The organism is Pseudomonas sp. MF06569 (assembly GCF_059862735.1).
In genome coordinates, this window is sequence record NZ_JCBCUZ010000002.1 from 257,339 (window position 1) to 279,974 (window position 22,636).

Here is a 22,636-nt window from a genome sequence, read left to right on the forward strand (position 1 = left end):
TGGGCATGAAAGATCAAGCAGTGTTGAGTTGCCGCGACCTGGGCAAGTCCTACGAGGAAGGCCCTGAGTCGGTGGTGGTGCTGTCGGGCCTGCAGCTTGAGCTGCACCCCGGTGAGCGGGTGGCGATCGTCGGTACTTCGGGTTCGGGCAAAAGTACGTTGCTCAATATGCTCGGCGGCCTCGATACCCCGACCACCGGCAGCGTCTGGCTGGCCGGTGAAGAGCTGTCGGCACTGGGCGAAAAGGCCCGCGGCCTGTTGCGTAATCGTTCGCTGGGTTTCGTTTATCAGTTCCACCACTTGTTGCCCGAGTTCACCGCACTGGAAAACGTCTGCATGCCATTGTTGATCGGCAAGACGGCGATCCCCGAGGCGCGCGAACGTGCGACAGCACTGTTGACCCGTGTTGGCCTGGGTCATCGACTGGAGCACAAGCCGTCGGAACTGTCGGGTGGCGAGCGTCAGCGTGTGGCGATTGCCCGCGCACTGGTCAACAAGCCGGGGCTGGTGATGCTCGATGAGCCTACGGGCAACCTTGACTCCCACACCGCCCAGGGTATCCAGGACCTGATGCTGGAACTCAGCACTTCGATGCGCACTGCGTTCCTGGTGGTGACTCACGACATGAATCTGGCCCGCCAGATGGACCGCGTGTTGCACCTGCAGGACGGTCGTCTGACCCCGATCTGATCGGCCAGAACCCGACGCCTGCAAACGGGCGTCGGGTCTTCAATTTTTATACGGTGCCCGCGAATGTTCAGACCGTTATCGATTTTTATCGGCACGCGCTATACCCGCGCCAAGCGCCGCAATCGTTTTGTTTCGTTTATCTCCATGACCTCGATGATCGGCCTCGCCCTGGGCGTGCTGGCGATGATCGTGGTGTTGTCGGTGATGAACGGTTTTCAGCGCGAAATGAGTAACCGCATCCTGGGTATGGTGCCCCACGCGACCATCGTTGGCGTAAAGCCGATCGATGACTGGCGCCCGGTTGCCGAAGCCGCGATGAAGAACCCCGAGGTCACGGCAGCCGTGCCGTTTACCGAGCTGGACGGCATGCTGTCCTTCAAGGGTTCGATGCAGCCGATCCAGATCAGCGGTATCGATCCGGCGCAGGAAGGCAAAGTCTCGATCGTGACCCAGAACATCGTGCAGGGCAGTCTTGAAGACTTGAAGCCCGGTGAGTTTGGCGTGGTGCTGGGTGACATTACCGCACGGCGCTTTCGTCTGGCGGTCGGGGATAAGATCACGTTGATCGTGCCCGAGGCCAGTACCGCACCGGGCGGGATTACCCCGCGCTTGCAGCGCCTGAATGTGGTGGGCATCTTCAAGGTCGGTGCCGAGCTGGATGGCACCATGGGCCTGATCCATAGGGAAGATGCTGCCGCCATTCAACACTGGGAACCCAATCAGGTGCAAAGCGTGCGTCTGGCGGTCAAGGACCTGTACGCGGCGCCGCAGGTTTCACAGCAGGTCGCAACTGGCCTGGGCGCGGCCTACAAGGCAGATGACTGGACCCACACCCAGGGCAGTCTGTTCAGTGCCATGAAAATGGAAAAAACCATGATCGGCCTGTTGCTGCTGATGATCGTTGCCGTTGCCGCGTTCAACATCATTGCCACGCTGATCATGGTGGTGAATGACAAGGGGGCGGATATCGCGATCCTGCGCACCATCGGTGCCACGCCACGGCAGATCATGGCCATCTTCATGGTTCAGGGCACGGTGATCGGTATTGTCGGCACCTTGATTGGCGGTGTGCTGGGGGTGATCGCGGCGTTGAATGTCAGCGCACTGGTGGGCTGGATGGAGCGGGTGTCCGGGCAGCACATCTTCAGTTCAGATGTGTACTTCGTCAGCAACTTGCCATCAGAGTTGCAAGGCGGCGATGTGGCATTGATCTGCGGTGCGGGCTTTGTGCTGAGCTTTCTGGCCACGCTTTATCCTGCGTACCGGGCGGCGAAAATCCAGCCGGCCCACGCGTTGCGTTATTCCTGACAGGTGGGGGCGGGCTTGCTCGCGATGCAAGCTGCGCGGTGTTTAAGTCACACCGCGTCGATGCCATCGCGAGCAAGCCCGCTCCCACAGTTAAGTAAACCGGTCAGACTGGCAACTCAATCACAAACCGCGTTAGCCCCTCCTGCGACTCACACCTGATCTGCCCGCCATGGGCGCGAATGATCGATTGGGTGATCGCCAGCCCCAACCCTGCATGTTCACTACTGCCTTCGCGGCGGGCAGGGTCTGCCCGATAAAACCGGTCAAACAGGCGCGGCAGCAGTTCTGCAGGAATCCCCGGACCAGTGTTCTCAATGCGGATGCGCACACTGCCCGGCAAAGCCTCAATCAGCACCTTGATCGCACCGCCACCCGGCGTGTAGCGCAGGGCGTTATCCAGCAGGTTGGAGAGGGCGCGGCGCAGCATGCTGCGGTCGCCTGCAAGGTGCGCACTGCCTTGGCGTGTCAGTTCGATCTGCGAGTCTTCGGCCAGCAGGGCGTAAAACTCCAGCAACGCATCGACTTCTCTGCCCAGGTCCAGCGGTTCGCGGCGCGGTGTGAGCAAACCGTGATCGGCCTTGGCCAGGTACAGCATGTCGTTGACCAACTGCGCCATCCATTGCAGTTCTTCAAGGTTGCTGTGCAGGGTCTCGCGATACTCTTCGATGTCTCTTGGACGAGTCAGGGTGACTTGGGTGTGGGTCAGGAGGTTGGACAGTGGTGTGCGCAGTTCATGCGCAATATCGGCGGAGAAGGCCGACAGTCGCTGAAAAGAATCGTCCAGGCGCTCCAGCATGGCGTTAAAGGCCGTTGCCAGGTCTGCCAGCTCGGCAGGCATTTGTTCCTGGGGCAGGCGGGCGTTGAGTGAGTCCGCCGAAACACTGGCTGCAATCGCGCTCATGCGACGCAAGGGCCGCAGGCCGCTACGGGCCGCCCAGGCGCCCAGGATCGCCGTGGCCAGCGCCGAGAGGCTGACGGTCATCCAGATCAGGCGTTGCATGCGCTGCAGGAAGTGCTGGTGGTGGGTGATGTCCAGTAACAGCGTCAGATGCGGCGTGTTTGGGGTGTTGTCCTGCGGCACCAGTACGCGGTAATCGGTGCCATTGATTTGCAGGCTGCCCAGCCCTGGTTGCGTCGAAAGTTCCAGGGGTAGCCGCGGCGAACTGTCAAACCACAAATGCCCGTCCTGACCGCGGACCCGTACTGCAAGGTCCGGCTGGTGGGCCAGGTCCTGTAGCAGTGCCGGCAGGCGCAGGGTGAAACGTTCCAGGGTGTCCGCCCCTTGCAAGGTGCTGCGCAAGACCGCGAGACGGCTTTCCATCAGTTGCTGGTCGAGCTCGACGAAATGCACTTCACTGGCCCGTCCGAACAGCACCCCGGCAAACAGCGACACCACCGCGGTACAGCCCGCGAACAGCAGTGCCAGGCGGCTGCTCAGTGACAAGTTGCGCATCAACTGCTGCGCTCTTCGAGTACGTAGCCCATGCCGCGCACGGTGTGGATCAGCTTTTGCTCATGGTTGTCGTCGATTTTCAGGCGCAGGCGGCGAATCGCGACTTCGATGACGTTGGTGTCACTGTCAAAGTTCATGTCCCACACCTGCGAAGCAATCAATGACTTGGGCAGGACTTCACCCTGACGACGCAGCAGCAACTCCAGCAGGGAAAACTCCTTGGCGGTGAGGTCAATGCGTTGGCCGTTGCGTTCTGCGCGGCGGCGGATCAGGTCCAGGCGCAGGTCGGCCAGCTGCAGGCTGGTTTCCTGGGGGGCGTTGTTGCCCCGGCGCAGCAGGCTGCGCACCCGTGCCAGCAATTCGGAAAATGCAAACGGCTTGACCAGGTAATCGTCGGCCCCCAGCTCCAGGCCGTGGACTCGGTCTTCGACCGCATCCCGTGCGGTCAAAAACAACACCGGCAAGCTCAGTCCTGCGCTGCGCACCGCTTGCAGGATTTGCCAGCCATCGCGGCCCGGCAGCATGACGTCGAGAATCAGCAGCGAGTAATCGCCGGTCAATGCCAGGTGTTGTCCGGTAATGCCATCGGCGGCCAGTTCGGTGGTGAACCCGGCCTCGCTCAAGCCCTGGCGCAAGTACTGTCCGGTTTTGACCTGGTCTTCGACAATCAGCAGTTTTATGGTCGACTCATCGTAAAAATTAACCTCGGTCTTATACCTTGGTGCTGGTGATGCAGGTTCAAGCTGACAAATTTGTAATCTTACGGTCAGTTGAATGCCAGTACCGGGATTTTAAAGTGACGCAAAGCCTCACCTTTGGTTTCTGGGAGTAAGTATGACTGTACGTATCCGTTTGTCGCTCGCGGGCTGTTTGCTGGCCCTGAGCTTGCCTGTCATGGCGTCGCCTGCGGGGCACTCTGATTTTGGCCAGCCTGCGCCCGCCGCCAGTGCGACGCGCACGGTGGAGATCGACATGACCGATATGGCCTTCACACCCAAGTCGTTGGACGTGAAAGCCGGTGAGACCGTACGTTTTGTGCTGGTCAACAAAGGGCAGTTGCTCCATGAATTCAACCTGGGCAATGCGGCGATGCACGCGGCGCACCAGAAAGAAATGCTCGAAATGCAGCAGAGCGGCATGCTCACGCCGACGGGCATGGGACATGGGGGCATGGATCACTCATCCATGGGGCACGGTTCGAAGGCCATGCCCGGCATGAAGCATGATGACCCCAACAGCGTGCTGGTCGAGCCGGGTAAAACCGCCGAGCTGACCTGGACCTTCACCCGGGGCGATAACCTGGAATTCGCCTGCAACGTGCCCGGTCACTACCAGGCTGGCATGGTCGGCAAGGTCAACGTAGCGCCTTAAAACACCCTGATCGTCAGTGAACGCTGAAAGCCTGGCTCAAACCCGATAGAATTACCGGGTTTTTCTAGCCAGGTTTTTGTCATGCATCCCGCCGCCGAACATTCCCCGCTGGGCAAGTCCAGTGAATACATCAGCACCTACACCCCGTCCTTGCTGTTCCCGATCCCGCGTGCGGCGAAATGGGCAGAGCTGGGGCTGAGCGCCGAAACGCTGCCTTATGTCGGGGTGGATTTCTGGACCTGCTTCGAGCTGTCGTGGCTGTTGCCATCGGGCAAGCCGGTCGTCGCCATTGGCGAGTTCTGCTTTGCCGCCGATTCGCCGAATATCGTCGAGTCCAAGTCGTTCAAGCTGTACTTGAACTCCCTGAACCAGAGCGTTTTTGCGGATACGCCAAGCCTTGAAGCCACATTGCAGGCAGATTTGTCCGCAGCATCCGGCAAGCCTGTCAGCGTGCGCGTACGTAGCTTGAATGATGTCCAGGCCGATGGCGTAGGCGTTTTGCCGGGTATCTGCATTGATGACCTGGATATCTCGGTCAGCGATTACGAACAGCCCCGTCCTGAGTTGCTCCGGTGCGATGGCTCACAGGTCGTGGAAGAAAGCGTTTACAGCCACTTGCTCAAATCCAACTGCCCGGTTACCAGTCAGCCTGACTGGGGCACTGTCGTGGTGCAATACCGTGGCGCGGCGCTGGATCACGCCAGTTTGCTGGCGTATCTGGTGAGCTTTCGCCAGCACTCGGACTTCCACGAGCAATGTGTGGAGCGGATCTTTCTCGACTTGCAGCGTTTACTCAAGCCCGAGAAGTTGACCGTGTATGCGCGCTATGTGCGCCGTGGCGGGCTGGATATCAACCCGTACCGCAGCACCGAAGCGGTCGAGTTCCAGAATGTGCGGTTGGTGCGTCAGTAATACGCTGTGACTCATGTGGGAGCGGGCTTGCTCGCGACAGGTCTATGCGGTTTGCCTGGCAATCCGCGTCGCCTGAATCGCGAGCAAGCCCGCTCCCACAGAGTTTTGCTTAGCCGTTATTCAGCGCCTTGGCCTGCTCAAGTACTGCCTCGACATGCCCCGGCACTTTCACGCCGCGCCACTCGTGGCGTAGCACGCCGTCCTTGTCGATCAGGAATGTGCTGCGATCAACGCCCATGTACTCTTTGCCGTACAGTTTTTTCAGCTTGATCACATCAAACAGCTGACACAGGGCTTCGTCCTTGTCGCTCAGCAACTCAAACGGAAAACCTTGCTTGGCCTTGAAGTTCTCGTGGGACTTGAGGCTGTCGCGGGACACACCGAACACTTCGGTGTTGGCCGCCTGAAACTCGGCGTAATGGTCACGAAAACCCTGGCCCTCGGTGGTGCAGCCCGGCGTGCTGTCCTTGGGATAGAAGTAAATCACCACCTGCTTGCCTTTGAGCCCCGCCAAAGTGACGGTCTGCTCGCTGGTTGCCGGGATCTGGAAGTCGTCTACGGGTTGGTCAATTGCAACGGCCATTGAGTCGGTTTCCTTACATCGGGTTCTGTGGGCGCCACGGTTCGATCAGTGCATCCAGGTTCAGCGCATCGGCGAAGTCCAGAAACTGATCACGCAGCCAGCTGATTTGTATGCCGGCCGGCAAGGTCACGGTGAACGTGGCATTGAGCATGGTGCCGCCGGTTTGTGGAGCCTGATAGGTGTCGCATGTCAGGTTTTCCAGCTCTACGTTGTGGTCCATGAAGAACTGGCACAGCTCGTTGATGATGTCCGAGCGGTAGGCCGAGCTCACATAGGCTACGTAGGGTAGTGCTTGCGGGCGGGTTTCAAGGGCGGCACTGCGCACAACATTGACGCTGAACGCATGTTTTTTGGCCAGCGCGGGCAGGCCGGCTTCGAGGCGCGCCAGGGCGTCCCAGCTGCCTGTTATTTCCAGGATCAGCGCACTGCATTCGCCGTGGCGAGTCAGGCGCGAGGTTACGACGGCGCAGCGATTATCATGGCTGGCGCGACACAGGACGTTAGTCAGCTCCATTGGGTTGGCGCCAAGGGCACTGATGACAAGGAATTGTTCGCGGACTGTGGGGGTGGACATGCAGCCTTCCTAAAACGATGAGCGGTCAGTACGGTCGATGGGGAGCGAGCTGAATATCAGCCGACACTTGAGCGCCGAAGCCCGCCAATACAGCGTTACAGGCGGTTTGCAGGCTCTGCAAACCGCGCTCGGCGGCGTTTGGGCGGGGCTTTGGGCGCTTGCTGAAGGCCTGTGAAACAGACTTGCGCACACATCAGTACCAATCAAAGGCTGAAGGGTAGCGAAAAGCAACGCTAAGGGGAATGCTCATCGGGCGCGCTGTTGCTTGTGCAAGGGTCATGGCGCCAGTACCATTACGGCTCTCTTTTTCCGGCAGGAGCGGTTGCATGATTGCGGGCAGTATGGTGGCACTGGTCACACCCATGGATGCACAAGGTCGTCTTGATTGGGACGCTCTGAGCAAACTGGTGGACTTTCACCTGCAAGAGGGCACCAACGCCATTGTTGCCGTTGGCACCACAGGTGAATCGGCAACTCTGGATGTGAACGAACACATCGAAGTGATTCGTCACGTTGTCAAACAGGTTGCAGGACGTATCCCGGTGATTGCCGGTACGGGCGCCAACTCGACGCGTGAAGCGATCGAACTGACCGCCAATGCGAAGGCCGCTGGCGCCGACGCATGTCTGCTGGTGACTCCGTATTACAACAAACCGACCCAGGAAGGCTTGTACCAGCATTTCAAGGCCATCGCCGAAGCGGTCGATATCCCGCAGATCCTTTACAACGTTCCGGGCCGTACCGCCTGCGACATGCTGCCGGCAACCGTTGTGCGCCTGTCGACGGTGCCGAACATCATCGGCATCAAGGAAGCCACCGGCGACCTGACCCGCGTACCGGCCATCCTGGCAGGCGTCAGCAGCGACTTCCTGGTGTACTCCGGTGACGACGCGACCGCAGTCGAGCTGATCCTGCTCGGCGGCAAGGGCAATATCTCGGTGACCGCCAACGTTGCGCCACGAGACATGAGCGACCTGTGCGCCGCTGCGATGCGTGGCGATGCCGTCACTGCTCGCGCGCTCCACGAAAAGCTGATGCCGCTCAATAAAACCCTGTTTATCGAATCCAACCCTATCCCCGTGAAATGGGCGCTGCATGAAATGGGCTTGATGTCGGACGGTATCCGTCTGCCTCTCACCTGGCTCAGCGAGCCTTGCCACGAACCACTGCGTCAGGCAATGCGCCAGTCCGGTGTCTTGGTTTAATTGAGGAAGCACTACGCATGAAGCGATTGGCCGGACTTTCCGCACTAGCCGTGATTATTTCCAGCACCAGCGGCTGCGGTTGGCTGTGGGGTCAAGACGGGTATTTCCGTGACCGTGGCAGCGATTATCTGGAGGCGCGTCAAACCCCTCCCATGCAGTTGCCACCCGGTGTCCAGACTGACAAACGCCTGGTCCCGCTGTTGCCGATCCCTGGCAACGTGCCTGACGACAACGTCAAGGGCGAGTTTGAGGTGCCGCGTCCACAGCCATTGGCTGTAACCGCCAGTGCCAGTGACTTCAGCCTTCAAAAAAGCGGCGACAGCCGTTGGGTGATGGCGCAGCGCTCTCCGTCCGAAGTCTGGCCGGTGGCAATGCAGTTCTTCCAGGACAACGGTTTCAGCATTGACGAGCAGCGCCCGCAAACCGGCGAATTCACAACCACCTGGCAGCGTGCTGACGAGCTTTCGGCTCCGATGGCCCGCCATGTGGGCAGCAGCGGCCTGGCCGCCGACAGCGAGACCCGCCTGCGGGTTCGCATCGAGCCGGGTGTGCAGCGCAACACCAGTGAAATCTATGTCGTCAGTGCCAACCGCCCGGCCGGCAGCACTGCCGACGTCGATTTCGCCACCCGTTCGGTCAACACCGGTCTGGATGCAGCCCTGGTTGATGAGATGCTCATCAGCATGAACCGTAACGCCGAGAAGGGCGGTTCGGTGTCGTTGCTTGCAGCACGTGATTTCGACACCCCGGCGCGCGTCAGCCTGAGCGAAGACGGCAGCGGCAACCCGGTGCTGACGCTGACCGAAGACCTCGATCGCGCCTGGTCCAGTGTGGGTCGCGCGCTTGAGCAGGGCGAATGGCGCGTTGAAGATATCAACCGCACCCTGGGCCTGTACTACATCAACCTTGCCGAAAAAGCCGAGAAGAAGGACGAGAAGCCTGGTTTCTTCTCCGGTCTCTTCGGCAGCAAGCCGGACAAGGAAGAAGTTGAAGCCCGTGCCCAGCGCTATCAGGTTCGCCTGAGCAAGGTCGGTGACAGCGTACAAGTGACTGTCGAAGAAAACATCAACACCGTTGCCTCGCCAGAAGTGGCGCGCAAAGTGTTGGGCGTTATCCAAGACAACCTGGGTTGATTGCATGCGCTTTGCCGTTCTCGGCAGTGGTAGCCAAGGGAATGGCACGCTGATAACCAGCGACAACACTTATGTACTGGTCGATTGCGGTTTCTCCTTGCGAGAAACCGAGCGTCGCCTGGCCAGGTTGGGCGTCAGCGCCCACCAGCTGAGCGCGATTCTGGTAACCCACGAACATGCCGACCACGTGCATGGCGTGGGTTTGCTGTCTCGGCGCTACAATTTGCCGGTGTACATGAGTCGTGGCACTCAGCGCGGGATGCGCAAGCCTCTGGAGCCGGCCGGATACGTTGCCGGTGGCCAGACATTGCAAGTCGGGGCGTTGACTATCAGTGTGACCCTTGTGGCCCATGATGCTCAGGAACCCACCCAGTACGTGTTCAGTGACGGCAAGCGGCGGTTTGGCTTGCTGACCGACCTGGGCTCGTATTGCGCGGGGGTACTGGACAGCTACCGCAACCTGGATGCACTGATGATCGAGGCAAACCATTGCCGCGACCTGCTTGCCCGTGGTCACTACCCTGCTTTTCTCAAGCAGCGGGTAGGGGGCCAGGAAGGACATTTGAACAACCATCAGGCTGCAAGCCTGGTGGCCGAGTTGGGCTGGCAAGATCTGCAACACCTTGTACTGGCACACCTCAGCAGCAAGAACAACCTGCCGCAACTGGCCCGGCAATGTTTTGTCGACACCCTAGGGTGCGACCCGGACTGGCTGCAACTGGCCGATCAAGATTCAGGGCTCGACTGGCGCACAATCGCCTAGCCCACCTACTTAGCATGCGGAGCCCATCATGGAAAAACGTGAAGAACTCTATCGCGGTAAAGCGAAATCGGTTTACAAGACCGACGACGAAAACCGCTTGATCCTGCTGTTTCGCAACGACACCTCGGCGTTCGACGGCAAGCGTATTGAACAGCTTGATCGCAAAGGTATGGTGAACAACAAGTTCAACGCCTTCATCATGCAGAAACTCGAAGAAGCCGGCGTGCCGACCCAATTCGACAAACTGCTGGGTGACAACGAGTGCCTGGTCAAAAAGCTCGACATGATCCCTGTCGAGTGCGTTGTGCGTAACTACGCGGCAGGCAGCCTGGTCAAGCGCCTGGGTGTCGAAGAGGGCATGAAGCTCAACCCGTACACCTTTGAACTGTTCCTCAAGGACGACGCCAAGGGCGACCCGTTCATCAACGAATCCCACGTCGTGGCATTCGGTTGGGGCACTGCCGAGCAACTGGTTCGCATGAAAGAACTGTCGCTCAAGGTCAACGATGTACTGAACAAATTGTTCGACGACGCTGGCTTGCTGCTGGTGGACTTCAAGCTTGAATTCGGCGTATTCCATGACGGCTCCATCGTCCTGGGTGACGAATTCAGCCCGGACGGTTGCCGTCTGTGGGACAAGGCCACTGGCAAGAAAATGGACAAGGACCGCTTCCGTCAGGGTCTGGGCGACGTCATTGAAGCCTACGAAGAAGTTGCAAACCGCCTCGGCGTCCCGCTTTAAGCAGTAAAGGCGCGCAAGCAACTGATAGCACGCGGTTTTTTTGAAAAAAGGCTTTGCCATAATCAGAAACCGCGTTATGATGCGCGCCGTTGGAGAGATGCCAGAGTGGCCGAATGGGACGGATTCGAAATCCGTTGTACTGGCGACAGTACCTAGGGTTCGAATCCCTATCTCTCCGCCATTATTGAACAAGACGAAGCCCCTGAAATGGTTAAACATTTCAGGGGCTTTTTCGTGGGCGGGTATAAAGTCGGGGCCTTTTAAGGGCAAAAAAGCTCAAATAACTACCTGCCAACTTTGGGCTAGCGCTGCATGTGCCAATGGAAGGCGCTATTAATGAGCTATGAAGCCAAGGTCTACAACGTGATGATGGCTCTCGGCTTCCTCAACGACGCAGCTCAAGCCGCGTTTATCTCAAGCGGCGCTGAAGTCAAAGGAGCCCAACGGCAGGGGCGATGATTTTTGCGCCCGTGATGAGTTCCTCGGCAAGCAAGCCCTTAACGCTTTCTTTGCTGCCTTCTCTGGCAATCTCGGCCAGTTGCTCGCGCAGGGAGTGAGCATGAGTCAGGCTGCGCGGGGTTGCGTTGAGAGCTTCGAGGCCTTTCACAGTGAGTACGGCATCCGAGACATGGGTGTTGGAAAACAGCCCCCCACTGATGTACCCCGCGTTGATCAGCCATCCCGTTGTCGCGATAAAAAACTCAGCCTCTTTGCTGGGCAGATCCATTTGACGCTCTTCACTCCACTCCATTGGCGATTCAACAAAATGCTCTGCGGTCAGGTTGAGGGGCACAGGGAAGTTCAGATACAGCTCACCCAGCACCTTGCCGGTCAGCTCATTGAATTTATCGATATTGGAACCAGACATGTCACAGAACTCCGACAAAAAAGCACTCAGCGTGCAGAGAATCAAAGCTGCTGTTGAGCCATAGCGGCTCCAGCGAAATGTTGGCTAAAGCGTTCACAGATGCACTGGCGAGCAACTACGCGGCAGGACATTCAAAAGCGAAGCCAGCCACTACTCTGACCCATATCCCCCTTGGCGTCACCTCAACTCAAGAGAACCCACACGTTCCATACCCCAAACCACCTCGACGCGGTTGAGTCGGCCATCTCACGCGGCGAGAAAACCGGGCGCCATGCCGACTGCGCCGTAAGATGAGCATTTAAAGTTTATGTACCTTGCAGCGCACGACAGACCATTCCGGAATGGAGTCAGATGCTTTTCATATGTGATCAGTGAGGCGGTTGAGTTCTTAATTTAGTGGTGTCTGTTTAATTGATTCATTATCGCTGCTGATGAGTGAGATGCACTCAGCGTATGCTCTCATGGCAAACAGGGGATGAACGTCAATGAAGTGTTTCTTGACGGTCGTGCAGTAGTGCTCATAGTCAGCGTCCTCCAGGCAGTCATGGGTGCCCAGGCAGTAACTGATCTGTGTGTGGATATAGATAACCTTGGCAAATGCACTGCCTCGGCTGGATATTAATTTTTTTTGTGCTGGCCTGCCCATACAGTTGTGGTGGCGAAAGTCTTGGAAGGTTTCTTCCAGTAGTTTTAAAAGTCGGGGGAATTCATCGTTAACCGTCATAAATTTGTCAGAGGTGAAGCGGTCTTTGAACGTCCATGCCATGTGAATTTTCACCCTGAAAAGTCGGTTTTTTTACGGTGTGTTTATACGGTATGGGATTTTTGGATGAGGGATTCCAAAAAGAATTCTATGTGGCCTGTGGGTGTTTCGCGCAGGGGCCATTTTTCAATTGATTTGGCTATTTTTTTAATATCGTGAGCAAAGTCTGATTTGGGGAACATGTCATACAAAGCCTTGCCTTTACTGGCCGCCATTCGGGATGACTTGTGTTCATGAACGTACCCGGCGTAACTCAAAAGCACATCATTGTTCTTGTTTAATTGTTGAAGGGTGTTGAATGCTTTTTGACCTTCATGTGTGTCATGGGCTTTGTTGATCAGTATTCTGAAGTTGTGTAAGTCGTAAGTGCTGTGCAGTATATGTATAAGAGCCTGTGTGCTGGCGATGGCCGTTGGTTCGCTGCAGGTGACAAGCAAGATTTCTTGTGAGGCGCGGATGAAGTTGAGCGTGCCCTTGTTAATACCGGGCGCGGTGTCAATGACAAGGATGTCGAGTTCTTTGGCAATAGTGCTGAGCGCGTTAATGATGCCAAAGTGATGGGCAGTCGATAAGTTTCTCATCGATTTCGACAGGTGGCTGCCGAGCATCAAGTTGATGCCTTTAGGTCCGTTATAGATGACCTCTCGAAGGGAACTGGTCCCTTCGATTAAATCTGTAATGGTATAGTCAGGTGAGATGTTCAAAAGCGTGGCAATGCTGGGAAGTTCCAGGTTGGCGTCGAGAATCGCAACGCGTTTACCAAGGTCTGCCAGTGCCATTGAGAGGTTGATCGATAAGGTACTTTTGCCCGTCCCACCTTTGCCACTCGCAATCACTATGACTTGAGGGTGTTGGCTCATTATAAGTGCGCCGCTTGATAAGTTCTAAGTGGTTTGTGTCTCGGTGCAAATCATTACCTGGATTGAACATTCACCGTTTTATTCGAAACTTTGTGTAGCTGTCCTTGCGTCCAAATATGCCGGTATCGCCTGTCAAGAGGTAGAGCGTCGCTCGAAAAAAAGCGGTGGTGATTGAAAATTGATAGGACCTTATCTTTTTGAAGGCCCATACCCATCCTTTGCCTTGATTGCGCTTTTGATTGAGTGTCATCGTTGATTGAACTACTTAATTAAAGTATTGGATCCAGTTTTTTTCAACGGTATAGTGGCACGATTCTGATTGAATGATAAGTGTTCTGGTGCGATAGAATGGTGTCCATGGGCGCATGCACTATTGACGTCCAAGCACCCCGTCATTAAAGATTTAATCGTTCATATAAGCTGCTCTACTCTGAGCTTGCAGTATTTTATATCAGGGATGTGTCGTAGATGTTTAATATTAGTACGGCGTATGTGCGGTTGCTTGGTCATGCACTTGGTTATCACTTTTCGAATAAAGACAGCTTTGATGTGGAAGTGCTGGAGTCTGGTGAATATATAGATATTGCACGGGTGTATGAATGGTTGAATGATTTGACGGCCAAGGTGGGGGACCCAGACCTTGGTTTGAAAGCATTTGGCAATGCACACCCCGCCATGCTGGGTGTTCTCGGGTACGCGGTGATGTCATGTTCAACATTGGGGCATGCGCTGGAGCGGTTGGTCACGTACCATCCCTTAATTAGTAATGGCTCTTTTTTGAAAGTCGAGTTTCGCGGAAAATATCTAAAGGTTCTAGGTTTTGAAGTGGGTGATAAACCACCAAGAGTGTTCATTGATTCAGGAGCGTCAGTGTTCTTAGGCTTGATGCAGTGGCTAGTCCCCCATCAGGCTGTTCAACCAGTCGCTGCGGAGTTTACATATGCTGAGCCGGTAGAATTAAATGCATTAAAAGCAATATTTGGGAAAAATATTACCTTTTCTTCAGCGTCGAATAGTCTGCTTTTCAGGAGGGAGGTGTATGATTATCCTTTGATATCTGCCTCGCCGACATTGAATGTCGTGCACACGGATGTGCTGAATGTTTATTTGCAAAATTCAATAAGCGGGCTCATGTCATCCAGGATTAAAAAAATCGTATCTGATGGGTTGTTGGTTGGCTGTATTCCTACCGTTCAAACGGTATCGAGAGCCATGAAGGTGAGTGCCAGAACACTGCAAAACTATTTGCAGCGTGAAGACACTACATTTACGGCTATTTTTGAGGCCTCTCGAAAAGAGCTGGCGCGTCATTTGTTGAAGGATTCGGCGTATAACTTGAAGTATATATGCGCGACTCTGGGTTTTTGTGATAAGAGCAGCTTCCACAAGGTGTCGTTGCGTTGGTTTGGTATGACGCCCCAGAAATATCGTGAATTGGCAGAGTAAGAAATAAAGTTGCAGTGCTGACGGTCTTGTCGTGCGGCTATAAAGAGACGAGTTTTGGTAGGCCGGGTTTTTAATACGTCGTGTGCCTGCCGCAATTAAAATGTTTGATAGCACTCTCCTTCGCAAGCAATGCTCGAATGATGGTACCGCCAGCGTGTTTTATCACCGGCAGCACCCCAGACGACTTGTTAGCGACGCCATTGATCGTACGCATAACCCAGCTTCAGCCCGTCAAGGCATCTGCGGCAATTCCTGCGCCCGCAGATCGAACACCAGCACCTCGGCGTCACTGCCATTACCCAAGGTCAGCCGTTGCTCCTTGCGCACGCGCACGCCGTCGCCTTCCTGCAGTGTCATGCCGTTGAGTTCGACGCTACCACGTGCCACGTGCACGTAGGCGTAGCGGTCGGCGGCAAGTTCCAGCGTGGCGCTTTCCTGGCCGTCTATCAGGGCTGAATACACCCGGGCATCCTGGCGTACGTGGAGCGAACCATCGGCGCCATCGGGCGAGATGATCAGTTGCAGGCGTCCGCGTTTCTTTTGCGTGGTGAAGTGCTCTTGTTGGTAGCGGGGTTTGGCGCCACCGACGTCAGGCACGATCCAGATTTGCAAAAAGTGCACAGGCTCGTTGTGCGAGTGGTTGTACTCGCTGTGCGCCACGCCGCTGCCGGCGCTCATCAATTGCACGTCACCCGGACGGATCACCGAACCTGTGCCCAGGGTGTCCTTGTGTTCCAGCGCACCGTCGAGCACATAGGAGAAAATTTCCATGTCGCGATGGGGGTGCTGGCCGAACCCTTTGCCCGCTGCCACGCGGTCGTCGTTGATCACCAACAGGTCGGAGAAGCCTTGTTCATCCAGGTTGCGATAGTTGGCAAATGAGAAGGTGTGGAAGGATTTCAACCAGCCATGGTTGGCGGCGCCGCGATCGGATGCTTTGCGAAGGGTCAGCATGATGACATCTCCTGTGTGGACGTTGATTCGTCCGAGTGAGGAGAAGGTTAATGGTTACTGATCAGTAAATTAAGTAGATGGAAACTGAAACAGTGTCTCTTTGTAGTTGACAATTTTAGCGGATTTATCACGTATGATTTTTCCGACGCCCGCTCATGAACTGCGCGTTTGCAGTGGCCCGGATGCGGCGCACTATTGTTAATCCACAGCGGACTCGCGCATGCAGCTGCCTACAGTGAAATCTATCTTATGAAAACCGTGGCGATGGTGTTGTTTCCAGACTTTCTGCTGCTCGACATGGCGGGGCCCATGGAGGTGTTCTCGATTGCCAACCGCTATCTACAGCCGGATCAGCAGTATGAATTGACCACTCTGGCGACCGAGCCCGGCCTGCTGCGCGCCTCGAATGGCGTAAAGCTGCAGGCGGATCGGCATATTGACCAGGCCAGCGGGCACTATGACTTGCTGCTGGTACCCGGTGGTCCGGGGGCCTACAACGATAAACCGCAGGCATTGCTGGAGTGGCTCAAGGGCGCCGTGACCCGGGCCGGGCAATACGGGTCCATCTGCACCGGGGCATTCGTGCTGGGCTTTGCCGGTTTGCTGGATGGCTATCGCGTCACGACCCATTGGCACTACACCGAGCGGCTGATCAAGGCCTTCCCCTCGGCCCGGGTAGAGGTCGACCAGATTTTCGTGCAGGACCGCAATCTCATTACCTCTGGCGGCGTCACGGCCGGTATCGATCTTGCGCTGTCGGTCGTCGCCAATGACCACGGCAAAAAAATCGCCCTGGACGTGGCCAAAGTCCTGCTGGTGGTCATGAAACGTCAGGGCGGCCAGGCGCAGTTCAGCCCGCTGATGGCCTCGGTTGGCCCCCAGGAAACCCCCATCACCCGGGTTCAGAACCATATGCTCGAACACCTCGATCAGGCTTTCAGCATTGAATCCATGGCCAGCCTGGCCAGTATGAGTGCCAGGCACTTTGCCCGGGTTTTTGCCCGTGAGGTCAACATGACGCCCATGGATTTTCTTCAGGGGGCGCGTATAGACCGGGCCAGAAACCTGCTGGAGACCAGTGAGTTGCCCCTGAAAACAGTCGCTTTCAAAAGTGGCTTCGGCAGCGTCAGGCACATGCGTTTTCTGTTCAATGAAAAGCTTGGCCTGACCCCGGCTCAGTACCGCGAGCAGTTCAGCTAGCCTCTACTGTCCGTGGTGGGCACCGATATGGCCGTAACGCTCCTACCAGAGCAGTTGTGCTGTCATCGATGCCTGCCAAGATAGATGAGAACTCTTTGCACTTGCACAAGGATGACCGCCCCATGACTACGTTCACCACCCGCGATGGCACCGAAATCTACTACAAGGACTGGGGCACGGGGCAGCCCGTGGTGTTCAGCCACGGCTGGCCGCTGAACGCCGACAGCTGGGAATCGCAGATGCTGTTCCTGGCGTCCAAGGGTTATCGGGTGATCGCCCATGATCGCCGCGGCCACGGGCGCTCCAGCCAGCCGTGGGCAGGCAACGATATGGACACCTACGCCGATGACCTGGCGCAGTTGATCGAGCTGCTGGACCTGCAGGATGCCGTGCTGTTCGGTTTTTCCACCGGCGGCGGTGAAGTGGCGCGTTATATCGGTCGTCATGGTACGGGCCGGGTGGCCAAGGCGGGGCTGATTTCATCGGTGCCGCCCTTGATGCTCAAGACCGAGGCCAACCCTGGCGGCTTGCCGCTTGAGGTGTTTGACGGGATTCGCCAGGCGTCACTGGCGGACCGTTCGCAGCTGTATATCGACCTCGCGAGCGGCCCGTTCTTTGGTTTCAACAAACCGGGGGCCAAACCCTCCCAGGGCATGATCGACTGGTTCTGGATGCAGGGCATGACCAGCGGCCACAAAAACGCCTACGACTGCATCAAGGCGTTCTCTGAAACCGACTTTACCGAAGACCTGAAAAAGTTCGACATACCGACCCTGGTGGTCCACGGCGACGCCGACCAGGTGGTGCCGATCGAAGCTGCGGGCATTGCGTCGGCAGGATTGGTCAAAGGTTCTACGCTGAAGATCTACCCCGGTGCCCCCCACGGGCTGACGGATACCCACAAGGATCAGCTCAATGCCGATCTGCTGGCGTTTCTCAAGGGCTGATACGCGTTGCTTCACTTCAACTCTGTAGCGATCCACCGTGGGAGCGAGCCTCTCGTTCCCGCGGTTGAAGTGTCTGCAGGGAATATTCGACTGGATAGGGTTGGAGCCTTGCGTCATGTCTGAATCCACTGAGATCAATCCGCCGACCCGGGCTTTCGATGAGGTTGTGACCCTGGTGGTCAAGCATCGGGTCAAGGCCGGTTTTGAAGTGCCCTACAACGCGTGGCTGCGCAAGATCGTGCGCATCGCCGGGCAGTGGGACGGGCATCTGGGGGTGGATGTCGTGCCCGGCAAGAGTGCCGGTCTGGACACCTATACCTGCGTGCTGCGCTTTTGCTCCACTGACGCCATGCAGCGCTGGCTGGACTCGCCGCAACGTCGCGAACTGGTCAACGAAGCCACTCCCATGCTGGCGGATGGCGACCAGACCGAGGTCAATCCGCTCAACGAATTCTGGTTCGCACCCCACACCGAGTCCCGAACGCCACCACCCCGCTGGAAGCAGGCCGTGCTGACGCTGATGGTGATTTTCCCCCATACCTTGCTGGTGCCGCTGATCTGGAAGCCCTTGCTGGGCATGAGCCCTTTTTTCTCCCAGTACGTGGTCGCCACCTTTGTGATCACGCTGACCATCGTTGTTTCGGTGGTTTATCTGTTTATGCCATTGGCGACGCGTGTGTTCGCGCCCTGGCTGACTGCTGCCACTGAACCCGAGGAACCGCGATGAACGCCGATCTGATCTTATTCAATGGCCAATTTAATACCGTCGATCGCGAAAACCCCCATGCCAGTGCCGTGGCCATCCGCGATGGCCGCTTTGTGGCCGTCGGCACCGATGCTCAGGCAATGGCTCTGCGCGGTACGGGCACGCAAGTCATCGACCTCAAGGGGCGCTGTGTCATCCCGGGCCTTAATGACTCGCACCTGCACCTGATCCGTGGCGGCCTGAATTACAACCTCGAACTGCGCTGGGAAGGCGTGCCATCCCTGGCCGATGCGTTGCGCATGCTCAAGGATCAGGCCGATCGCACACCGACTCCGCAATGGGTGCGCGTGGTCGGCGGCTGGAACGAATTCCAGTTCGCCGAAAAGCGCCTGCCCACCCTGGAGGAACTGAACCAGGCGGCCCCGGATACTCCGGTCTTTATCCTGCACTTGTACGACCGGGCGTTGCTCAATCGGGCCGCGCTGCGAGTGGCTGGCTATACCCGCGATACCCCGAACCCGCCGGGTGGCGAGATTGTGCGCGATGCCAACGGCAATCCGACCGGCATGCTGGTGGCGCGGCCCAACGCGATGATCCTCTATTCGACCCTGGCCAAGGGGCCAAAGCTGCCGCTGGAGTATCAGGTCAACTCCACCCGCCAATTCATGAGCGAACTCAATCGCCTGGGCCTCACCAGCGCGATTGATGCGGGTGGTGGTTTCCAGAACTATCCAGATGATTACCAGGTCATCGAGCAACTGGCCAAAGACCAGCAATTGACCATCCGCATTGCCTACAACCTGTTTACGCAAAAGCCCAAGGAAGAACTGACCGACTTCAAGAACTGGACCAGCAGCGTCACCCTGCATCAGGGCGATGACTTTTTGCGGCACAACGGCGCCGGAGAAATGCTGGTGTTCTCGGCAGCGGACTTCGAGGACTTCCTTGAACCGCGCCCGGACTTGCCGCAAACCATGGAAGACGAACTGGAGCCCGTGGTGCGCCACCTGGTGGAGCAGCGCTGGCCGTTTCGCCTGCATGCCACCTACAACGAATCCATCAGTCGCATGCTCGACGTGTTCGAGAAGGTCAATCGCGATATTCCGTTCAATGGCTTGCCGTGGTTTTTCGACCATGCCGAAACCATCACCCCCCAAAACATTGAGCGGGTAAGGGCCCTGGGCGGCGGCATTGCGATTCAGGATCGCATGGCGTTCCAGGGCGAGTATTTCGTCGAGCGGTACGGCGCCAAAGCGGCCGAAGCCACGCCACCCATCAAGCGCATGCTGGCCGAAGGCGTGCCGGTGGGGGCGGGCACCGATGCCACCCGCGTGTCCAGCTACAACCCGTGGACTTCGCTCTACTGGATGGTCAGCGGTCGCACGGTCGGGGGGCTTGAGCTGCACGCCGAAGGCCTGCCCCGGCTCACTGCGCTGGAGCTGTTCACCCACGGCAGCGCCTGGTTTTCATCCGAGCAGGGCAAAAAGGGCCAGATCAAGGTCGGCCAGTTGGCAGACGTGGCGGCCCTGAGCGCGGACTTTTTCAGCGTCGACGAAGAAGCCATCAAGTGGATCGAGTCCGTGCTGACCGTGGTGGGCGGCAAGGTGGTGTATGCCGCCGGCGACTTCGAAAAACTTGGCCCGGCCCGCGTACCGGTGTTGCCCGACTGGTCGCCGGTGGTGAAAGTCCCCGGCCACTGGCGCCCGGGTGCGCCGCTGCAGGCGCAGGTCCACCAATGCAGCGGGCCATGCGCGGTGCATGCCCACGGTCATGAAAAAGCACGTTTGTCGAATGCACCGGTCAGCGACTTTGCCGGATTCTGGGGCGCCTTTGGCTGCTCCTGTTTCGCCTTTTGATCCCGTAACACCTATCTATCGAGGAGTTTCACATGAGCACTGTTCCGTACAAGCGCCTGAACAAAGATGATGCTGTGGTGTTGCTGGTTGACCACCAGACCGGTCTGATTTCGCTGGTCCAGGATTTCTCGCCAAACGAATTCAAGAACAACGTGCTGGCGTTGGGCGATGTGGCCAAGTTTTTCAAACTGCCGACCATTCTGACCACCAGTTTTGAAAACGGCCCCAACGGCCCGATGGTGCCGGAGCTTAAGGAACAGTTTCCGGACGCCCCGTACATCCCGCGTCCTGGCCAGATCAATGCCTGGGACAACGAAGACTTCGTCAAGGCGGTCAAGGCGACCGGTCGCAAGCAACTGATCATTGCGGGTGTGGTGACGGATGTATGCGTGACTTTCCCGACCCTGTCGGCGCTGGCTGAAGGTTATGACGTGTTTGTGGTGACGGATGCGTCGGGCACCTTCAACGAAACCGTGCAACAGGCCGCCTGGGCGCGAATGACGGCAGCGGGTGCACAGTTGATGAACTGGTTCTCGGTGGCGTGCGAGCTGCAAGGGGATTGGCGCAATGACATGGAAGGCCTGGCGAACCTGCTGTCGCCGCGCATTCCCAACTACCGCAACCTGATGAACAGCTATTCGGTATTGACCGCCAAGTAAGGCAGCTCCGTTGCTGTTGTAGTCGCTGCCGTAGGCTGCGATAAGGGCCGCAGGACCTTCGTTTGGTTTTGGAACGAGGGTCGCTTCGCAACCCGTCGCAACCTGCGGCAGCGGCTACAGATATCACCCTCACTTCTCAGCGCCTGTGCAACCAACTCAAAAAACCGCCTTTGATGGCCGGTGCCGGCGCGGCCATCAGCGCCATGCGGCTACTTTGCTGGCGCACGGCCTGCAACCTGTTCAACGCCCGTCCAACCTCTGTGCGCTGCGCCATGCATTCGCGGGTCACAGACTTGTCGAGCCGATAAATGATGCTTGAGGTCAAGGTGGTAAAGGTCGCCTGGGACGGCGAATCCGTGAGAATGCTTTCCTCGCCCATGATCTCTCCCGGCCCCATGCGTCCGGCCTCAACAGGCCCCGCTGCGTCGGGCACGGTCACGCTGACCACTCCGGTGGCGATGACCATCAGGCTGTCCGGCACCTCGTCCAGCGCCAGCACCACCTGACCGGCCGCGTATTGCTGGGCAACCATGGAGAGGGCGATCTGGTCTCGCTCTTGCTCACTCAGAGAACGGAAGACTTTCACCTCGTCGAGCAAGGCCCGCGCCCGGCCCGCGGGTTCGATTATCGCGTCAGGCTGGCGTGAAATACCCGCCGCTTCCAGGTGTCGGTGGGCCAGGTCAAATAATTGGTTGCGCACTTCACTTTTCCTGGCCAAGTCGGCAATGAACCCGCTGGCCACGTATTCGGACATGATCTCGCCAGCCTCCTTGAGCACCGCTTTGGGCGCAGGATTGAGCAGCAGGCTGCTGCTGCCCTGCAGCGTGCGCTCCAGTGCATCGAGCACCCGGCGCGGGCGAACATGGTTGGGCACCTGAATGCTGATCGACACGCCATGCAGATTCGTGGGCCGGCTCAGGTTGACGATCTTGGCCTTGGCCGCCACCGAGTTGGGCACGACCGCCGTACTGCCCGCGCTGGTCAGCAGGTGGGTGGCGCGCCAGTCGATATCCAGCACCTTGCCTTCGACACCGTCGATCACCACCCAGTCATCCACCTGATACGGCTTGGTGGTGTTGAGCACGATGCCGGAAAACACGTCACTGAGGGTGCTCTGCAAGGCCAGGCCGACCACAATGGCGACCACCCCGGACGTCGCCAGCAAACCTTTGACCGGCAACTCCAGCACGTACCCGGCTGCGGCGACGATGGCCGCCAGAAACACCAGGGCGCCAATCACATCCTGCAGCAGGCGGCCGCTGTGACCGATGCGGCGCATCAGCACCAGGCCGATCACTTCGGTCAGCACCCGCGCCGCGTACAGCCACCATACAATTCCCAGCGCCGTCGCCCCCAATTGCTCCACCCGGTCATCGGTAAACAGCGGGGCCTGCAACGGGCTGACGCCAGCGTTGATGATCAACGCGCTGAACATCGCAAACAGCGCCAGACGCACTCCCACCCGGGTGACACGTTGCTTGAACGGCGCCAGATGCCAGAGTGCGGTGTCGATCACCAACAGCACGGCACCCCAGGACAGCGGGTGATCGAGGAGAAAGGACATGGGCAAACTCCAGTTTCAGAAAGCAGGCGAGAGAGGGGGACCGTGCACAGAGAATAGACGGGTGTTGAAAAGGGAAAAAG

The 22,636-nt window shown here is 57.6% G+C and carries 24 protein-coding genes and 1 tRNA gene; 16 read left to right on the forward strand and 9 right to left on the reverse strand.

Going from position 1 to position 22,636, the window contains the following annotated elements; translation table 11 throughout:
- The first annotated feature begins 5 nt into the window (after positions 1 to 5).
- A complete protein-coding gene (gene lolD, locus AC19YQ_RS03565; protein WP_219262480.1) occupies positions 6 to 689 on the forward strand; it encodes a lipoprotein-releasing ABC transporter ATP-binding protein LolD in 684 nt (227 codons plus the stop codon).
- Between the two features lie 63 nt (positions 690 to 752).
- Entirely contained in the window at positions 753 to 1,997 is a 1,245-nt protein-coding gene (locus AC19YQ_RS03570) for a lipoprotein-releasing ABC transporter permease subunit (protein ID WP_339474284.1), read from the forward strand.
- A 103-nt stretch (positions 1,998 to 2,100) separates the two neighbouring features.
- On the opposite strand, the gene AC19YQ_RS03575 is transcribed toward AC19YQ_RS03570, so the two are convergent.
- On the reverse strand, positions 2,101 to 3,450 hold the full coding sequence (locus AC19YQ_RS03575) for a heavy metal sensor histidine kinase (RefSeq protein WP_500594595.1): 1,350 nt from the start codon (positions 3,448 to 3,450) through the stop codon (positions 2,101 to 2,103).
- Positions 3,450 to 4,130, reverse strand: a complete 681-nt coding sequence (locus AC19YQ_RS03580; protein WP_219262478.1) for a heavy metal response regulator transcription factor — start codon at positions 4,128 to 4,130, stop codon at positions 3,450 to 3,452. The genes AC19YQ_RS03575 and AC19YQ_RS03580 overlap by 1 nt, the downstream gene beginning before the upstream one ends.
- Positions 4,131 to 4,284: 154 nt before the next feature.
- Here AC19YQ_RS03580 and copI point away from each other — a divergent pair, with 154 nt between their 5' ends.
- Both copI and queF read left to right on the forward strand, forming a co-directional pair.
- Positions 4,285 to 4,821: a copper-resistant cuproprotein CopI gene (copI, locus tag AC19YQ_RS03585; RefSeq protein ID WP_133077817.1), complete on the forward strand. Its 537-nt coding sequence runs from the start codon at positions 4,285 to 4,287 to the stop codon at positions 4,819 to 4,821.
- Positions 4,822 to 4,902: 81 nt separating this feature from the next.
- Positions 4,903 to 5,733: an NADPH-dependent 7-cyano-7-deazaguanine reductase QueF gene (queF, locus tag AC19YQ_RS03590; protein WP_500594596.1), complete on the forward strand. Its 831-nt coding sequence runs from the start codon at positions 4,903 to 4,905 to the stop codon at positions 5,731 to 5,733.
- A gap of 109 nt (positions 5,734 to 5,842) precedes the next feature.
- On the opposite strand, the gene AC19YQ_RS03595 is transcribed toward queF, so the two are convergent.
- On the reverse strand, positions 5,843 to 6,316 hold the full coding sequence (locus tag AC19YQ_RS03595) for a peroxiredoxin (RefSeq protein WP_133077815.1): 474 nt from the start codon (positions 6,314 to 6,316) through the stop codon (positions 5,843 to 5,845).
- 13 nt (positions 6,317 to 6,329) lie between these two features.
- Positions 6,330 to 6,890, reverse strand: coding sequence for a glycine cleavage system transcriptional repressor (locus AC19YQ_RS03600; protein WP_133077814.1), 561 nt, complete (start codon positions 6,888 to 6,890; stop codon positions 6,330 to 6,332).
- A gap of 326 nt (positions 6,891 to 7,216) precedes the next feature.
- On the opposite strand from AC19YQ_RS03600, the gene dapA reads away from it, so the two are divergent.
- The 6 genes from dapA (at position 7,217) to AC19YQ_RS03630 (ending at position 11,192) form a co-directional block, all read left to right on the forward strand.
- Entirely contained in the window at positions 7,217 to 8,095 is an 879-nt protein-coding gene (gene dapA, locus AC19YQ_RS03605) for a 4-hydroxy-tetrahydrodipicolinate synthase (protein WP_500594597.1), read from the forward strand.
- Between the two features lie 17 nt (positions 8,096 to 8,112).
- Entirely contained in the window at positions 8,113 to 9,228 is a 1,116-nt protein-coding gene (gene bamC / locus AC19YQ_RS03610) for an NlpB/DapX family lipoprotein (RefSeq protein WP_133077812.1), read from the forward strand.
- A gap of 4 nt (positions 9,229 to 9,232) precedes the next feature.
- Complete coding sequence (locus AC19YQ_RS03615; protein ID WP_133077811.1) at positions 9,233 to 9,991, forward strand: MBL fold metallo-hydrolase; 759 nt, start codon at positions 9,233 to 9,235, stop codon at positions 9,989 to 9,991.
- Between the two features lie 28 nt (positions 9,992 to 10,019).
- Entirely contained in the window at positions 10,020 to 10,733 is a 714-nt protein-coding gene (gene purC, locus AC19YQ_RS03620) for a phosphoribosylaminoimidazolesuccinocarboxamide synthase (RefSeq protein ID WP_019410660.1), read from the forward strand.
- A 91-nt stretch (positions 10,734 to 10,824) separates the two neighbouring features.
- Positions 10,825 to 10,914: transfer RNA gene (locus tag AC19YQ_RS03625), tRNA-Ser, on the forward strand.
- A gap of 155 nt (positions 10,915 to 11,069) precedes the next feature.
- A complete protein-coding gene (locus tag AC19YQ_RS03630) occupies positions 11,070 to 11,192 on the forward strand; it encodes a hypothetical protein (protein ID WP_500594598.1) in 123 nt (40 codons plus the stop codon).
- Here AC19YQ_RS03630 and AC19YQ_RS03635 read toward each other — a convergent pair.
- From AC19YQ_RS03635 to AC19YQ_RS03645, 3 genes are all read right to left on the reverse strand, one after another.
- Positions 11,164 to 11,601 (reverse strand): hypothetical protein, encoded by a 438-nt coding sequence (locus AC19YQ_RS03635; RefSeq protein ID WP_500594599.1) that lies wholly within the window; start codon positions 11,599 to 11,601, stop codon positions 11,164 to 11,166. The two genes, AC19YQ_RS03630 and AC19YQ_RS03635, sit on opposite strands and share 29 nt — an antisense overlap.
- A gap of 388 nt (positions 11,602 to 11,989) precedes the next feature.
- Complete coding sequence (locus AC19YQ_RS03640) at positions 11,990 to 12,367, reverse strand: hypothetical protein (protein WP_500594600.1); 378 nt, start codon at positions 12,365 to 12,367, stop codon at positions 11,990 to 11,992.
- 41 nt (positions 12,368 to 12,408) lie between these two features.
- Positions 12,409 to 13,224, reverse strand: a complete 816-nt coding sequence (locus AC19YQ_RS03645) for a MinD/ParA family ATP-binding protein (protein WP_500594601.1) — start codon at positions 13,222 to 13,224, stop codon at positions 12,409 to 12,411.
- Positions 13,225 to 13,692: 468 nt separating this feature from the next.
- On the opposite strand from AC19YQ_RS03645, the gene AC19YQ_RS03650 reads away from it, so the two are divergent.
- Complete coding sequence (locus AC19YQ_RS03650) at positions 13,693 to 14,670, forward strand: AraC family transcriptional regulator (protein ID WP_500594602.1); 978 nt, start codon at positions 13,693 to 13,695, stop codon at positions 14,668 to 14,670.
- Positions 14,671 to 14,901: 231 nt separating this feature from the next.
- Here AC19YQ_RS03650 and AC19YQ_RS03655 read toward each other — a convergent pair whose 3' ends face one another.
- Entirely contained in the window at positions 14,902 to 15,624 is a 723-nt protein-coding gene (locus AC19YQ_RS03655) for a pirin family protein (protein WP_500594603.1), read from the reverse strand.
- A 249-nt stretch (positions 15,625 to 15,873) separates the two neighbouring features.
- On the opposite strand from AC19YQ_RS03655, the gene AC19YQ_RS03660 reads away from it, so the two are divergent.
- The 5 genes from AC19YQ_RS03660 (at position 15,874) to ycaC (ending at position 20,992) form a co-directional block, all read left to right on the forward strand.
- Positions 15,874 to 16,824 (forward strand): GlxA family transcriptional regulator, encoded by a 951-nt coding sequence (locus AC19YQ_RS03660; protein WP_339474273.1) that lies wholly within the window; start codon positions 15,874 to 15,876, stop codon positions 16,822 to 16,824.
- Between the two features lie 122 nt (positions 16,825 to 16,946).
- A complete protein-coding gene (locus AC19YQ_RS03665) occupies positions 16,947 to 17,771 on the forward strand; it encodes an alpha/beta fold hydrolase (protein ID WP_339474272.1) in 825 nt (274 codons plus the stop codon).
- A gap of 115 nt (positions 17,772 to 17,886) precedes the next feature.
- Entirely contained in the window at positions 17,887 to 18,498 is a 612-nt protein-coding gene (locus tag AC19YQ_RS03670; protein WP_500594604.1) for an antibiotic biosynthesis monooxygenase, read from the forward strand.
- Positions 18,495 to 20,333, forward strand: coding sequence for an amidohydrolase (locus AC19YQ_RS03675; RefSeq protein WP_339474270.1), 1,839 nt, complete (start codon positions 18,495 to 18,497; stop codon positions 20,331 to 20,333). The genes AC19YQ_RS03670 and AC19YQ_RS03675 overlap by 4 nt, the downstream gene beginning before the upstream one ends.
- 32 nt (positions 20,334 to 20,365) lie before the next feature.
- Positions 20,366 to 20,992 (forward strand): isochorismate family cysteine hydrolase YcaC, encoded by a 627-nt coding sequence (gene ycaC, locus AC19YQ_RS03680; protein ID WP_133077800.1) that lies wholly within the window; start codon positions 20,366 to 20,368, stop codon positions 20,990 to 20,992.
- Between the two features lie 136 nt (positions 20,993 to 21,128).
- Here the strand turns inward: ycaC and AC19YQ_RS03685 are convergent, their stop codons facing one another.
- The gene (locus AC19YQ_RS03685; RefSeq protein ID WP_219262466.1) at positions 21,129 to 22,556 is read right to left on the reverse strand and encodes a mechanosensitive ion channel family protein; all 1,428 of its coding nucleotides are present in this window, start codon (positions 22,554 to 22,556) and stop codon (positions 21,129 to 21,131) included.
- Between the last annotated feature and the right edge of the window lie 80 nt (positions 22,557 to 22,636).